This window comes from Peribacillus sp. Aquil_B1 (assembly GCF_022603275.1).
Classification (GTDB): domain Bacteria; phylum Bacillota; class Bacilli; order Bacillales; family DSM-1321; genus Peribacillus.
Map to the genome: position 1 here is coordinate 100,116 of NZ_JAKXEE010000002.1, position 14,637 is coordinate 114,752.

19 protein-coding genes are annotated in these 14,637 nt (G+C 41.2%); all 19 read right to left on the reverse strand.

From position 1 onward, the window contains the following. Position 1 precedes the first annotated feature (1 nt). The 19 genes from flhB to fliG all read right to left on the reverse strand — a co-directional run bounded on the left by flhB (position 2) and on the right by fliG (position 14,632). Positions 2 to 1,084 (reverse strand): flagellar biosynthesis protein FlhB, encoded by a 1,083-nt coding sequence (gene flhB / locus MPH60_RS14130; protein ID WP_241591186.1) that lies wholly within the window; start codon positions 1,082 to 1,084, stop codon positions 2 to 4. A 1-nt stretch (position 1,085) separates the two neighbouring features. Then, positions 1,086 to 1,862, reverse strand: a complete 777-nt coding sequence (fliR, locus tag MPH60_RS14135; RefSeq protein ID WP_241591184.1) for a flagellar biosynthetic protein FliR — start codon at positions 1,860 to 1,862, stop codon at positions 1,086 to 1,088. A gap of 3 nt (positions 1,863 to 1,865) precedes the next feature. Further along, positions 1,866 to 2,135, reverse strand: a complete 270-nt coding sequence (gene fliQ / locus MPH60_RS14140; RefSeq protein ID WP_101224658.1) for a flagellar biosynthesis protein FliQ — start codon at positions 2,133 to 2,135, stop codon at positions 1,866 to 1,868. Positions 2,136 to 2,149: 14 nt separating this feature from the next. Then, the gene (fliP, locus tag MPH60_RS14145) at positions 2,150 to 2,815 is read right to left on the reverse strand and encodes a flagellar type III secretion system pore protein FliP (RefSeq protein WP_241591182.1); all 666 of its coding nucleotides are present in this window, start codon (positions 2,813 to 2,815) and stop codon (positions 2,150 to 2,152) included. Next, positions 2,812 to 3,471, reverse strand: a complete 660-nt coding sequence (locus MPH60_RS14150) for a flagellar biosynthetic protein FliO (protein ID WP_241591180.1) — start codon at positions 3,469 to 3,471, stop codon at positions 2,812 to 2,814. Before MPH60_RS14150 ends, fliP begins: the two co-directional genes overlap by 4 nt. Positions 3,472 to 3,486: 15 nt before the next feature. Then, positions 3,487 to 3,849 carry a response regulator gene (locus MPH60_RS14155; RefSeq protein ID WP_063231856.1) on the reverse strand — a complete coding sequence of 121 codons (363 nt, stop codon included), beginning with the start codon at positions 3,847 to 3,849 and terminating at the stop codon, positions 3,487 to 3,489. 17 nt (positions 3,850 to 3,866) lie between these two features. Next, a complete protein-coding gene (fliY, locus tag MPH60_RS14160; RefSeq protein ID WP_241591178.1) occupies positions 3,867 to 5,084 on the reverse strand; it encodes a flagellar motor switch phosphatase FliY in 1,218 nt (405 codons plus the stop codon). Then, positions 5,074 to 6,072, reverse strand: a complete 999-nt coding sequence (gene fliM / locus MPH60_RS14165; RefSeq protein WP_241591176.1) for a flagellar motor switch protein FliM — start codon at positions 6,070 to 6,072, stop codon at positions 5,074 to 5,076. The genes fliY and fliM overlap by 11 nt, the downstream gene beginning before the upstream one ends. 53 nt (positions 6,073 to 6,125) lie before the next feature. Then, entirely contained in the window at positions 6,126 to 6,554 is a 429-nt protein-coding gene (fliL, locus tag MPH60_RS14170) for a flagellar basal body-associated protein FliL (protein ID WP_241591174.1), read from the reverse strand. Continuing rightward, the gene (locus MPH60_RS14175) at positions 6,551 to 6,766 is read right to left on the reverse strand and encodes a flagellar FlbD family protein (RefSeq protein WP_241591309.1); all 216 of its coding nucleotides are present in this window, start codon (positions 6,764 to 6,766) and stop codon (positions 6,551 to 6,553) included. The genes fliL and MPH60_RS14175 overlap by 4 nt, the downstream gene beginning before the upstream one ends. A 49-nt stretch (positions 6,767 to 6,815) precedes the next feature. Continuing rightward, positions 6,816 to 8,081 (reverse strand): flagellar hook protein FlgE, encoded by a 1,266-nt coding sequence (locus MPH60_RS14180; protein WP_241591172.1) that lies wholly within the window; start codon positions 8,079 to 8,081, stop codon positions 6,816 to 6,818. A gap of 76 nt (positions 8,082 to 8,157) precedes the next feature. Continuing rightward, a complete protein-coding gene (locus MPH60_RS27970; protein ID WP_405390609.1) occupies positions 8,158 to 8,223 on the reverse strand; it encodes a hypothetical protein in 66 nt (21 codons plus the stop codon). A gap of 262 nt (positions 8,224 to 8,485) precedes the next feature. Continuing rightward, positions 8,486 to 9,121 carry a flagellar hook assembly protein FlgD gene (gene flgD, locus MPH60_RS14185; protein WP_241591170.1) on the reverse strand — a complete coding sequence of 212 codons (636 nt, stop codon included), beginning with the start codon at positions 9,119 to 9,121 and terminating at the stop codon, positions 8,486 to 8,488. A gap of 8 nt (positions 9,122 to 9,129) precedes the next feature. Next, a complete protein-coding gene (locus tag MPH60_RS14190; protein ID WP_241591168.1) occupies positions 9,130 to 10,437 on the reverse strand; it encodes a flagellar hook-length control protein FliK in 1,308 nt (435 codons plus the stop codon). Positions 10,438 to 10,462: 25 nt separating this feature from the next. Beyond that, a complete protein-coding gene (locus tag MPH60_RS14195; protein WP_241591166.1) occupies positions 10,463 to 11,080 on the reverse strand; it encodes a MotE family protein in 618 nt (205 codons plus the stop codon). Positions 11,081 to 11,084: 4 nt separating this feature from the next. After that, entirely contained in the window at positions 11,085 to 11,531 is a 447-nt protein-coding gene (gene fliJ / locus MPH60_RS14200) for a flagellar export protein FliJ (protein WP_241591164.1), read from the reverse strand. 2 nt (positions 11,532 to 11,533) lie between these two features. After that, positions 11,534 to 12,853: a flagellar protein export ATPase FliI gene (gene fliI / locus MPH60_RS14205; protein WP_241591162.1), complete on the reverse strand. Its 1,320-nt coding sequence runs from the start codon at positions 12,851 to 12,853 to the stop codon at positions 11,534 to 11,536. 2 nt (positions 12,854 to 12,855) lie between these two features. Then, positions 12,856 to 13,629, reverse strand: a complete 774-nt coding sequence (fliH, locus tag MPH60_RS14210) for a flagellar assembly protein FliH (protein WP_241615844.1) — start codon at positions 13,627 to 13,629, stop codon at positions 12,856 to 12,858. Next, positions 13,613 to 14,632 carry a flagellar motor switch protein FliG gene (fliG, locus tag MPH60_RS14215; RefSeq protein WP_241591158.1) on the reverse strand — a complete coding sequence of 340 codons (1,020 nt, stop codon included), beginning with the start codon at positions 14,630 to 14,632 and terminating at the stop codon, positions 13,613 to 13,615. Before fliG ends, fliH begins: the two co-directional genes overlap by 17 nt. Positions 14,633 to 14,637: the final 5 nt, after the last annotated feature.

Consider the following 14,637-nt stretch of genomic DNA (forward strand, 5'->3'; position numbering starts at 1 on the left):
TTTACAGTTTACCTTTGGTTTTATATACAAAGGCCAGTATTTCAGCGACTGCCTTAAAGAACTCTTCCGGTATCGCCTGGCCTAATTCAGCCTGATCATATAAAGACCTGGCCAAAGGCCGATTTTCCACCATGATCACATCATTTTCTTTGGCAATGAATTTAATTTTCTGGGCAACAAAATCAACGCCCTTTGCCACTACATACGGAGCCTCAGCTTTTTCTTCATCATATTTTAAAGCAATAGCAAAATGCGTCGGGTTAGTGATGACGACATCCGCATTGGGAATTTCCTGCATCATTCTTTGAGCGGCCATCTGCCTCTGCTTTTGCTTTATCTTGGATTTGATGAGCGGGTCCCCTTCGGAATTTTTATATTCATCCTTTATATCTTGTTTGGACATCCGGATGTTTTTTTCAAAGTCATATTTTTGATACAAATAGTCTAATAGAGCAATGAACAATAAAGCCACGGCAGCATAAAATCCTACTTTAATCGTAATATCCGCCAATGTTGCCATCGCTTCTTCCACAGAAATCTGTGATAAAATCATAATCTCGTCCATGCGCTGCCATAGTACATAAAAGGCAACAAAACCAACAAATGATATTTTAAGAATGGATTTCAATAATTCAACAATGGCCCTCATTGAAAAAATGCGTTTGAACCCTTTAACGGGATCTAATTTTTCAAGTTTGAACTGTATGGATTCAGTCGAAAACAAAAAACCGACTTGCATGACATTAGCCAATATCCCAGCTAGTATCGCTGCTGCAAAAACGGGTCCTAGGATAAGGCCCATCTCCTTTAAAACCTCTATCATGATAATTTGCATATTCTCCTCACTGAATCCAGCCAAGGTAAAATGCTGCAGATATTCTTTCATAAGACCGAGCAAATGATTATACATGTACGGTCCCATAAGCAATAACACTGAAAACACTGCAATTAAATTCACAGAGGTATTTACATCCTGACTCTTTGCCACCTGACCTTTTTTCTTAGAATCCTGACGTTTTTTGGGAGTCGCCTTTTCGGTCTTTTCACCAGCGAAAAACTGCAAATCCAGCTGAAACCTCTCCATATCAAACGCCTCCAATCAACTGCATTAGGTGACGCATGGTCAAAAGCAAGAAATTGAAGAGTTGGGTGACAACCGTCATCATCATTCCCATTACCAGTATGATAACCGCTAAGCCGGCAATGATTTTCACTGGAATCCCAACAACGAACACATTTAATTGAGGAACTGTCCTGGCAAGTATCCCTAGCGTGACATCCACTAAGAAAATACTTCCCACCACAGGAATGGACATCTGAAAAGCAATCATGAAAGCTTTGCTGAAAGCTTTGGCCAAATATTCTATCAGCGCATGATCTCCGAATGGCACAAATAATTGGTCAATCGGGATGAACTGATAACTATAAAAAATCCCATCCAAAAGCAAATGATGGCCATTAGTACTCAATAGGAATAATAAAGCGATTGTATAAAGATATTGTCCCATCAACGGGCTTTGTGCCCCCGTTTGGGGATCGATGACATTCGCTATTGAAAAACCCATTTGAAAATCAATCAATCCGCCAGCTATTTGAACGGCCGATAAAATCATATACGCTGCAAATCCAATGAAAAGGCCAACAAGCGCTTCCTTCATGATCAATAAATAAAATGTGACATCCAATTCCAGAACCGGAGCATCAATGGTGTAGTACATGATCCAGGCAAGGAAGATTCCAAGCCCGACCCGATGCTGTACCGGTATGGATCGGTACGAAAAGATCGGCATGGCCACGAAAAACGTAGTGACCCGGACCACAATTAATAAAAAGGCGGGAAAGTGCGGAAATAATTCCTCCATGCCCTACCCTACAAATCGATTCAGATTACCGAATATTTCATTTGCATATGATAATAAGTGGCTCAACATCCATGGAGCCAATAAAATGAGTCCCAATAAGACTGCGACGATCTTCGGAACGAATGCCAAGGTTTGTTCCTGAATCTGTGTAGTTGCCTGAAAGATGCTTACTAATAGTCCTACAATAAGAGCGATAACCATCAATGGGCCCGCGATAATCAAAACCATATAAATTCCTTTTTCCGCTATATCAATAACAAAATCTGCACTCATTTATTCTCACCTGCTTAAAAACTCTGTAATAAAGACTTCACCACTAAATACCATCCGTCAACAAGAATGAAAAGGAGGATTTTAAATGGCAGCGAAATCATGACTGGCGGCAACATCATCATCCCCATCGACATCAGGACACTTGCAACGACCATATCAATAACCAAAAAGGGAATGAAAATCATGAAACCTATTTGAAAAGCTGTTTTGATTTCACTGATTGCAAAAGCTGGTACAAAGGCAGTCAAGGGAATGTCCTGTATCGTTTCAGGCTTATCCACCTTCGCATATTCCAAGAATAGCTCAAGGTCCTTCTGCCTTGTATGGGCACTCATGAATTCCTTAAATGGTATCGAGGCCTGTACATATGCTTCTTCTAAATCTATCTCTTCATTAAATAACGGGGTTAATGCCTTTTCATTCACTTCCTGAAAAGTCGGTGCCATTATGAAAAATGTCATGAAAAGTGCCAGGCCGACCAACACCTGATTCGGCGGCATCTGCTGTGTAGCTAGCGATGTTCTCACAAAGCTCAGGACAATGATGATTCTTGTAAAGCAGGTCATCAAGATCAATATGCTTGGAGCCAGCGATAAGACAGTCATCAGTAGAACAAGTTTGACGGAAGTAGAGACATTAGCGGGATCACTGTTATTAAAAAACTCCATGAACTCATTCATTCAATGTCTCTTCCTTTCCTATCAAGCTCCTTTAACAGCTTTTTCCTGCTATCAGACAATTGATCAAGTTGACTTTTGAATTCTGCAGAGAAACTGGCGGTTTCGGATCCGCTTTTCTTCAACCACTTATTTTTCAACTTCATTGCAAGTTCCCCAGGCTGGATCATTTGATCGATCTTATCATTGTGATCTTTCAAAAGCTGTTCATATTCCTCGGGATCATCTATTTCTTTCAAGAGCTGAATATTTTCACCGACCCCGATCACCAATATTCTCCCGCCAACTTTAACAAGCTGGACAGAACGATTTGCGCCAAGGCCCGTACCGCCTAAATTCTCCACTGAATTTGCCTTTTGATACGATTTACTTTTTTTATTGATGAACTTTAATAGGATATATAGAAGGGCCACTACAAAAATAGTAGCAAATATCATCCTCAGAAACTCCCAAACGGTTATCCCCACTTTGTCTGGATTCGTTGTCTGTTTGGTGGAGTTAGAGCCTTTTGATTCACCTTTATCCACCTTTAAATCATCCGGCTGTTCATAAACATTCTTCACTGTTTTTTCAAGATCTTCCGCATGGGCCTGTATGGCCCCAGAGAAGAATACCGCTATCATCAGTGAGACCTGAAGCCATTTTTTAATTAAAAACAATATGAAGACACCCTCTTAACTTAATGCTTTATTTATGGCTTCCAAAACACGGTCTGCCTGGAATGGCTTCACGATAAAGTCTTTTGCACCCGCCTGGATCGCATCAATGACCATGGCTTGCTGTCCCATCGCTGAACACATGATGACCTTAGCTTGAGGATTTACCTTTTTAATTTCCTTTAATGCTGTAATTCCATCCATTTCAGGCATGGTAATATCCATCGTTACAAGATCCGGATGAGTTTCTTTATATTTTTCCACTGCTTGGGCGCCATCTGCTGCTTCCCCGACTATTTCAAAACCATTTTTTGAAAGGATATCCTTAATCATCATTCTCATAAATGCTGCATCGTCCACAATTAAAATTCTATTAGCCATAATTTTCGTCCCCCAAATTATCTTATTTTATTTAATCGGTCACTTTGACTCATGATATCTGTAACACGCACTCCAAAGTTTTCATCAATCACCACTACCTCGCCTTTTGCTATCAAGCGGCTGTTTACCAGGATATCCACTGGCTCTCCCGCTAATTTATCCAATTCGATGATCGATCCGGAGGACAACTCCAAAATATCCTTGACGGAGCGTTTCGTTCTTCCAAGCTCCACAGTTACCTGCAAAGGGATATCCATCAGCATGCTGAGATTTTTTGTTTCAGACTCCTGAAGCTGATAAGGCTGAAAACTGGTGAAACTGGCAGGCTGAACATTTACTGGCTGTCCTGTTGGTACGGATGAAACGCCAAAATGTTGTGGTACATTCGGCATTTGGCTCGCTGGTTGGGTTTGGTGACCGCCTTGTCCATAAGTTTCATTTGCCGATCGTTCAGACCGGCTGTCCTGGAATGGTGCCGGCTCCTGAGTTGGAATGTTTGTTACTGGTTCACTTAGTATTTTTTGCGTTTTCATTTCGGCAGGATCGCTTTCGCCCGTCCCATTTAATAATTCAGAAACTAACCCTTTAGCAAACTCTAACGGCAACAACTGCATGATACTGGAATCAATTAAGCTGCCGACACGGAGACGGAATGAGATTTTTGCAAATAAATCCTCGTTCGGTATCGCATTTTCACCTTCACCATTTAAAAAGTTAAGTAAATCTATGCTAGGTGGAGAAATATCCACTTTTTTACTAAAAATGGTCGACATGGATGTCGCAGCAGAACCCATCATTTGGTTCATGGCTTCCTGGACAGCACTCAATTGAATTTCCCCAAGCAGGTCAGAAGGATTCTCCCCATCTCCGCCAAGCATCAAATCCGCAATGATAGCAGCATCGCTCTGCTTGATGACCAGCATATTTATACCTGAAAAACCTTCTGTATATTGCACTTGAATCGCTACATATGGATGCGGGAATTCTTCCGCGATCTGTCCCCTTTCAATCAATGTAACCGTCGGAGTGGTGATATCCACTTTTTGATTCAACAAAGTGGATAGGGCAGTGGCCGAACTTCCGAAGGAGATATTACCGATTTCACCGAGGGCGTCGAGTTCCATCATCGATAAATAATCGTCAATCGAGAGAGGGAACACCTCATCTTCAATATCACTTGTACCTTTTAAAAGGGCATCTATCTCGTCTTGTGAAAGCATTCCATCACTTACCATCTTCGTCTCCCCCTTTCAAAATATCAAGAATCTGGATAGCATGTTTTTTTCCTACTTTTCCTGGCTGCCCGCTGTATTTTGGGACCCCTCCAATGGTAATCGTCAAAGGTTCATCGATTGCCTTATTTAAATCGATGACATCTCCAACATCAAGCAGCAAAAAATCCTCGATGGTGATGTCCGTGGAACCAAGTTCGGAAATAATGGGAAGATCTGCGTTTCGGATACGCTTTTCCAAAATCATGATTTCCTCCGGGATTTTTTCCTTTTGGGAATTTTCCATCCAATAATGAGCGGATAACTTTGGTATGATCGGTTCCAATACGACGTGAGGAATGCAAACATTAATCATTCCACTCGTTTCACCGATTTGTGTATTCAAGGAAATGACCACAACAGTATCATTGGGTGAAACTAGTTGTAAAAATTGTGGATTGACCTCGAACTCTGTCATCACCGGTTCGATTTCAACAATCGTTCCCCAAGCCTCCTGTAAATTTTCAAAAGCCTTCTCGAATAAATTCGACATGATTTTCGTTTCTATTTCCGTTAAACTATCCACCTTATTCACGCTTATGCCCCGCCCGCCCAAAACGCGATCCATCATGGAATAAGCGATATTCGGGTTGACCTCAAGAATGATTCGGCCATCCAAGGGCGGCACCTCAAAAACATTCATGATGGTCATTTTAGGAATCGATCGGATAAACTCTTCGTAAGGTATTTGATCTGCCGAAGCAACGGATATTTGGACATATGTTCTAAGCTGAGCAGAAAAGTATGTGGTCAGCAGCCTTGCAAAGTTCTCGTGTATCCTGGTCAAACTCCGGATTTGATCCTTAGAAAACCGAAGCGCCCTTTTAAAGTCGTATACTTTCACTCTTTTTTCTACTTCTTCTTTTTTTAAATCATCTGCATCCATTTCTCCTGTGGAAATGGCCGATAATAAAGCATCGATTTCATTTTGCGATAATATTTCCCCGGACATTAACACTCACCTCCAAAGCTTCTCCTTCTTATTTAATGAAGCAAGGATGTTTTTTATTGCAGAATCGAGGAGGTTATATAAACCTTTTCAACTTTTCCTTCTTCCATTAATTCATTCATTCTAGTCTTTAACGCTTCTTGAAGCTTTTCCTTGCCTTTTTTACCGGTTAACTCTTCCGCTTTCATTTCTGATAGTTCGGTAATGATGATATTTTTCACTTGAAAATTTCTTTTTTCCAACTCTTCTTTTGCTTTTTTATTTTCTGTTTGGACCATAAATGAGATTTTGATATAATCATTGCCGGCAAGATTCGTAGTAATTTCAGGAATCTCAACTGATGATTTGACAATTTCGTCAATGCTAGGTTTATCTTCGGCAGATGTGGGATCAGATAACTTTGTCACTACCACGACCGCTATGACACCAACAAGCGTTATAGCCACGAGTATGATCAACATAATGGTCAATAGATTTTTTTTCATGAACTTTCCTCCACATCCTTACGAAAACCGAGAATATTAACGGTACGATAAAATTGTATAATAGCTTCAACCAGTTCCTCTTCCTTCTCTAGCACAACGATTTTCTTACCATTTGTAAAAGTAATGGTCGTATCTGGCAATGACTCGACTGTGTCTATGTACAATGCATTGATATAAAAGCATTTTCCATTGAGCCTTGTGACTTTGATAATGATATTTAGGAGCCAGGGCAAAAAGCACCTGGCTCCTCCCTCCCTTAACCTATCGTTTTAAGTTAACCAATTCCTGCAAAATCTCATCCGACGTCGTGATGATCCTCGAATTCGATTGGAAACCACGTTGAGCAACGATCATTTCAGTAAACTCTTCGGATAAATCCACATTGGACATTTCCAAAGAACCTGATGCAATAACACCGCGCCCCTCACCTGCGATATTGATATTTGCAGTACCTGAGTTTATTGATTCCTGAAAAGTATTGCCACCGGTTTTCGTCAAGCCAGATGCATTGGAAAACTTGGCGACGGCCAGTTGGCCTAAGGTAGTGATCAGACCGTTGGAATAAACGCCATTTATTTCCCCTGATGAACCAATATTAAAGCTTTCCAGTTTACCTTCTTTATTACCATTCGGATTGACAAGAGCAGTGGTGGAACCTTTAACTTGAGTAAGGTTCGAGAAATCAAAATCCAAATTAACTTTTTGTACGCTTTCATCACCTGGTGTATCCGAGTCATCCTCTTTGCCGCTTGAAATGTTTATGGTTTGACCTGACTGGGTTTTATCAGCTGCCACTATCTGACCATTAGCGTCGAAATTAACCGTTGTGAACGGTTTTGGTTTAGTAGCTGATGTATCCCCCAAAGCAGCAGGTTCTTCATCAAAAAGCTCCCATTTATCATCACCGTTTTTTTGGAAATAGATAGTTGCCGTTTGTTCTTTACCCTTGTCATCCACAACTTTCATTTGTTGGCTAAATACGGTACCATCAATTGCGTCGGCAGCTAGATTTCCACTTACTGATATTTTAGTGGTGGTAATGGCAGGTAAAATCGCATTGACGTTAACAGCAACGTCGCCAATCGTTTTTGATCGTTTCCCGTTTTCATCAACCTTGTAAGCCTGCACTTTCAAACCATTCGCGTTGACAAGGGTACCATTATCATCCAAATAAAAGTTTCCTGCACGTGTATATGAAAGAGAATCGCCTTGCTTGACGACGAAATAGCCATCACCTGATATTCCTAAATCAAGATCACGGCCGGTGGTTTGCAGGCTTGACTGTGTATGGATCGTATCGATTGTAGCAATCGTGGAGCCCAATCCAATTTGTTTAGAATTGGTTCCTCCTTTATTGGCTGTTGCTGCACTTGCACCAGATACCGTTTGGTTCATCGCATCGCTGAATGTCACACGGCTTTTTTTGAAACCATAAGTATTGACATTGGCGACGTTATTACCGATAACATCCAATTTTGTTTGTAAGTTTTTTAATCCGCTTATTCCCGAATACATTGAACGAAGCATGGTAAAAGCTCCCCTTTCATATAAAGACTGCTTCCGTCATTCCACAGTCCAGGCTTCCTCTATCAGGTCCAGCCTATTAATCTAAAATTATGATTCCATTGATGTTCGTGAAAATTTGAGATGTTGCTTCTCCCCTGTTCATGCTGTGATAACTTATTGTTTATCGTGCTTACTATCATTGCCGCATTCCCTGTAATGATAAGAGATTCGGTTACACCCATTTTTGACTCATCCGCAATTGAACATGTTTACTGATGGTCAATTTTTCATTTGTATAGACAGCAGCTTGAAAATGCTGTTGGAAGCCTTGCTGGATCATCTGCCTTTGCCTTAACGGTCATTTTGTTTGTGGCATCGCTTGAGGGAATTTGCTTGAAAACCAAGTTTATTCATATTCCCGCCCCTTAAGCTTCAGCGACTTTTATCAATTGATCTGATGATAACTTGGTGTTGTTTTCATCATCCACTTCAATTTGCAGTTTGCCATTACTCATGGATACTGAGATTACGACAGCTGCTGTCTCTCCATTTTTTTCATCCATCCAGGAAACGCGCTTACCTATTAATTCACTTGCCGCCGTCAAGCTATTCGACGTGGAACTTGTTTGTTTCATTGCCGAAATATTTGCGGGTTCAAGCTTTGTGCCATCTTCTAAAAGAAAATAAACGCCATCACCCTTATATTGGATCGATTTAACGATGCCTGTTCCTTCTTCTATCGCAAGGTCATCATCGCCTTCATCCAATTTGTGCCAAGTGACTTCCTTTCCGACAAAAGAGTTATAGTTCATTAAACTATTTTGTTGATTGATCCCGATTATTTCTTCCATTTGGGCTCCCATATTCATCATCTGTTCCAGAGAAGAAAAAGTGGCCATTTGGGCGATGAACTCGGTATTGTCCATTGGGCTTGACGGATCTTGGTTTTGAAGCTGGGTAAGCAACAATTTCAAGAAATCATCTTTTCCCAATGCATCCCCGGTTTTTCTATTTTCAGTTTGGGATTTTGATAATAATAGTGATGTATCGATGGTCGTCATTTCTTCACCTACACTTCCAGATTTAACAGAGCATCGGCAAGGGATCCCGTAAACTCGCTTTCCGGCTCATCATTGCTTTCTTCCTTACTCTCCTGTTGTTCATTATGTTCATCCGCATCTTTCTGGCTGAATTTCTCTGAGTTGAAAGCATTGAAGGCCTGTGATATTTCAATTCTTTCAATTTGAATGTTTTGTCCGCTAAATGCTTGTTTTAAACCATGAATCTGGTTCTCCAGAATATCTTTGGCTTGGGCAGTGGTAGCCAGAATCTTGGCTGATAGCATACCATCCTTTTGAATCAGCTCGATTCTTAGGGACCCTAAATGTTCAGGATTCAATCTGATCAACAGTTTATTTACACCGTTAGTTCCGCTAAAGTTCGCCTTACTTAAAATATTGTCAAATTGCTTAACAAACTCATCTTGACTGACAGTTTGCTCAACTTTGGGAGCCGCCAAGACGAATTGCTCCAGCTTTGTCATGAGAAAAGGCATACCAGACCCTTGATTTTTACCGCTATCCGGGCTTTGCAAAGTCACACTGCTAGCGACTGCTCCATCTTTATTCACCTTGTCACTCCCAGATAAATGCGATAATGCGCTTTTAAATGTTTCTATTGCTTTAGTTTGCCTTGTCTCTGAAGTGTTGGATTGGTCAGGTTCTGTTTTTGATTTTGACTGATTGAACAGCCATTTCTCCAGCTTCCCCGTTATTCCTTCAAGCAGGTGTTTCATTTGTTTCTGAATGGCCGCTTCATCTTGTGTCATATCCTTATTCTCCGAAAGAAGATCTTGAATTTTCACCAGTTTTAAAAGATTCACCACACCAGACAATGGGAGGTCATGCCATTCTTCTTCGCTCAATACAGTAACTTTTTTCAGGGTGGTATACAGTTCCATGACATTGGCTGATAACAAACTTTGTGGATTCAGGCTGAAGTCATCACCTTCTTGTTCTAAATCCAGTTCCTCGATGCTCGCAAAGAAATCATCAAGGGCCCCCTCATCATTTCCAACTATATTTTTTTGGACCTGTAAAATAAGGGTGCTGTCTTGTTTGTTTACTGAAGGGGCAACGGCTGTACTCTCTTCCCCTGTATCACTTAACCTTTCAAGTTTCAAAAAACCAAGCAACTCGTTTATTTCAGACATTCGTCCTTCAGGGTTGCCGCTCTTATCCGATGGAACGGGAGGTTCTGCCACTATCGCTGATTGGAGGACTGATCCAAACCCTGAATTAGTTTGCTGATTTGGCTTAATTGGTACCTTTTGAGTCAATGATGCCAAAGGAAGTAAAGAATTAATGGCAGAATTCATATATTCACCTCCTAACCCTTTTCACTCAAGAACTTTGTTCCGTCAGTTTCTTCGTTAACCTTGCAGCATCAGTCGTTGTCATTTGCTCCAAAACCTTAGCTAAAGTGGCTGCTTTCATACTTGAGAGAATCTCCACTGCATCTTCATCATTCATTTCGGTAATGATGGGAGCAGCCTTCTTGGGAGCCATCGTTTCATAAGTACGGATGATATCTTTGAACGCTTGTTTACTATCATTCTGACTATCTTTAAGTTGATTCATTTCTGTTTGAAGCTGCTGTTTTTCCGCCTCTGCCTTTTCAATGGCCTTGTCACGTGTATCGATGATGCTCTCAAGCTTGTCTATCTCTTTTTCCTTGTTTTCAATCTCGGTTTCTAATTTTTCGAGCTTCATGGAAACTTTCTCATCACTCTTGGCTGGTTTATCTTTTTCTTCATCCTTTTGATCCGATTCAATGAAGGGTATTTTCGCAGACATTTCCTTTGCCTTTTCCACTACATTCACCCCTGCAACTGTAAAAACGATTAACGCTACAGTTACCGCAAAGATTAATGGAATGAAGATGACAAGAAACCATTGAAACTTACTTATCTTGCTTTCTTCCAATTCTTCCAATCCATTAGATTCACTTTTTTTACCCATTCCATCACCTTACGCCTTTGCTTAAGAATTGCCGGATTGATATTTCATCCATTTGTTTGTTCTCAGCTTCCTTTATGACATCGAGGAATTTATGAAAATCATTTTCTTTCATTTTCTCGTACTTTTTAACCTCGATATTTCTTTCCATTAATATATCCCGTTGAATATTCATCTTGTATCGCGCTTCAATGACTTCCTGTTGACAGTGGTTTAAGAGTTTTTCCAAGTTGTCCATAAATAACTGATGATGACGAATTTCCTGTATGGATAATCCATTTCGCAGCTTTTCCTGTTGAAACTCAAGCAACTCTTCCTTTTTCTTTAAAAGCTTATATAACTTTTCTGCCACTTCTTCAAATTTTTTTAAAGCAGCATTATATTTAGCTAGTGCATCGGTTTTTTCTTTTTCTTTGATGGTCAGGATCTTCTCGAATTTATATTGATAAATCATTATTAATCACCTTTCTCCATCAATTCGACAAGGGCATTGATACTATTATCTTTGGTAGCTTTTTCATGGGTTCCTTGCTTCAAAAATGAAATGATTTCCGGATAGCGTGTAATCGAGTTATCAATTTGTTTGGAAGAACCCTTCTTATAAGCTCCTATATTAATCAAATCTTCCGACTCCATATAGGTTGATAAACTTGCCCGTAATTCTTCCGCGGCGTTTTTATGCTTGTCACCAACTATATTGTTCATGACACGACTAATGCTCTTTAATACATTGAGCGCTGGAAACTGTCCTTTATTGGCTAAGTTACGGTCCAGTATGAAGTGACCATCCAAAATCCCCCTGACAGCATCAGCAATCGGTTCATTCATATCATCACCGTCGACGAGTACCGTATAAAAAGCTGTAATGGTACCGAGCTGATTTGTACCCGTTCTTTCGAGTAACCTTGGCAGGATGGCGAAAACGGAGGGGGTATACCCTTTGGTCGTCGGCGGTTCCCCGATGGCAAGCCCAATTTCCCTCTGGGCCATAGCCACCCTCGTGACCGAATCCATCATCAGCATCACACTCAATCCCTTATCACGAAAATATTCCGCGATGGCAGTTGCCGTCAAAGCACCCTTTATCCTCATTAACGCTGGCTGGTCAGATGTCGCCACTACAATGATTGATCGAGCCAGCCCTTCCGGTCCAAGGTCTTTCTCAATGAATTCACGAACTTCACGGCCACGTTCTCCAATAAGACCGATCACGTTTAAGTCAGCCGTCGTATTCCTTGCTACCATACCAAGCAACGTGCTTTTCCCGACGCCGCTTCCTGCAAAGATACCAACACGTTGTCCTTTTCCAACTGTTAATAAACTATCAATTACCCGGACTCCTACATCTATCGGTTCATTAATGGGAGGCCGTTTCATCGGATTTGGCGGATCTTGATCCACAGAAATTGTCGCCAAACCTTTTGGAAGAAGTGAGTCATCAATGGGATGGCCCAATGGATCGACTACTTTGCCAATAAGTTCACTTCCCACCTTTATCTCAAGACTCCGCCCGCTTCCTTCCACCATACAGCCAGGGGCAATATCACTAACTGCTGTAAATGGCATTAAAATGACCATTTCATCACGGAAACCGACCACTTCGGCTATGATTCGGTTTTTCTTTTTTTGTATGCCTGTATGGATATAACAAACATCACCTACAGAGCTTTCAGGGCCTTGAGATTCTATCATTAACCCCACGACACGTTTGACCCGTCCATAATGTTTGAATGGATCAACTTCATCAACCAAGGGCAATAGGTCTCTAGTTTTCATCTTTATTCCCCTTCCAGCAATTCAGTTAGTTTCACTTTAATTTCCTGCAGCTGACTGTCGACACTCGCATCCATCCTTCCGTTTTCGGATTCGATGATACAGCTGCTTTCTTCAAGCTCATCATCCGGAAAGATATACAGCTCAGTATCTTTTGGAAAGATTGCCATCAACTCATCTTTATGAGAAAGAATCGATTGATATCGAATGGGATGGATATGCAATTGCACTTCACGGTAATCCCTCACTTCTTTGATGGCTCTTTTGACTATGGATAAAAAAGACTCTTCATCTTTTTCAAGCTGTTGCCCGATAATTTTCTCTGCCACCTTCAGGGCAAGATTCAAAATAACGGTTTCAGATGATTCGATATGGTGCCGATAATCTTTTTTAGAGGACTGCACCACTTCTTTTGCGAAAGCTATTTCCGCGGCAATCTCGCTATAACCCTTTTGGATCCCATCTTCGACTCCCTGCTGATACCCTTCTTTTTGAGCTTGTTCGATAAACATTGCTTTATCTTGATTCTCCCATTGTTCTCGGTCTTGCTGGATTTCAGCAGCAATCGCTTGGGCTTTTTGCTTAGCATCGAGCAATAACGTTTCCGCTTCCTGTTTGGCATCTTTGAGAAATTCATCAGATTGAATATAATGAAGGTTTTTTCGCTCATCTGCATCATCATTTTGAAAAAAGTCAAAAGGGCGAACTTTTATCGCTATCTTTTTACTTTCCTCTTGGTTAGCCTGCTGGGATTTGATAATCCTAGACAATGATATCATCCCCTCCGCCGCGGGCAATCACGATGTCTCCAGTCTCTTCCAGTCGTCGAATGACGGCAACAATTCTTGATTGTGCTTCTTCAACATCACGCAAGCGTACCGGCCCCATATATTCCATTTCTTCCTGGAACGTTTCAACCATCCGTTTTGACATGTTTCGGAAAACGATTTCCTTCACTTCATCACTAGCCACTTTAAGAGAAAGTTTAAGATCTTCGTTATCGGAGTCCCTGACAACGCGCTGAATCGCTCTGCCATCAAGGGTCACGATATCCTCAAAAACAAACATTCTTTTCTTGATTTCCTCAGCAAGCTCCGGATCTTGGATTTCAAGTGCATCCAAGATCGTCCTTTCCGTTGAGCGGTCAACACCATTCAACACATCTACAACGGCTTCCACTCCACCAGTCTGTGTATAATCTTGGGTTACAGTCGCTGAAAGTTTCCTTTCAAGTATTTGCTCCACTTCATTGATGATTTCCGGAGAAGTGCTATCCATTAAAGCAATCCTTCTAGCAATATCGGCCTGCACCTCTTGCGGAAGCTCAGACAATATTTGTCCAGCCTGTGTGGGATCAAGATAGGACAAGATCAATGCAATGGTCTGCGGATGCTCGTTCTGAATGAAATTCAAGATCTGTCCAGGATCTGCCTTTCGAGCAAAGTCGAATGGACGTACCTGCAAGGATGATGTTAAACGGTTAATGATGGCAGTTGCCTGATCAGTACCCAAGGCCTTTTCAAGTACCTGCTTGGCATATCCTATCCCGCCCTGGGAGATGTAATCCTGTGCTAAAGCAATATTATGGAATTCTTCCAGAATTTCCTCTTTATCTTGGGAGTCCACTTTCCTCACTCCCGAAATTTCAAGGGTCAATCTCTCAATTTCCTCTTCGGAAAGATGCTTATATACGGATGCAGAAACATCCGGGCCTAAGGAAATAAGGAGAATGGCAGCTTTCTGTTTGCCAGTCAATCCGGCTTTTTTTTTTCTATCTGTCATTTTCT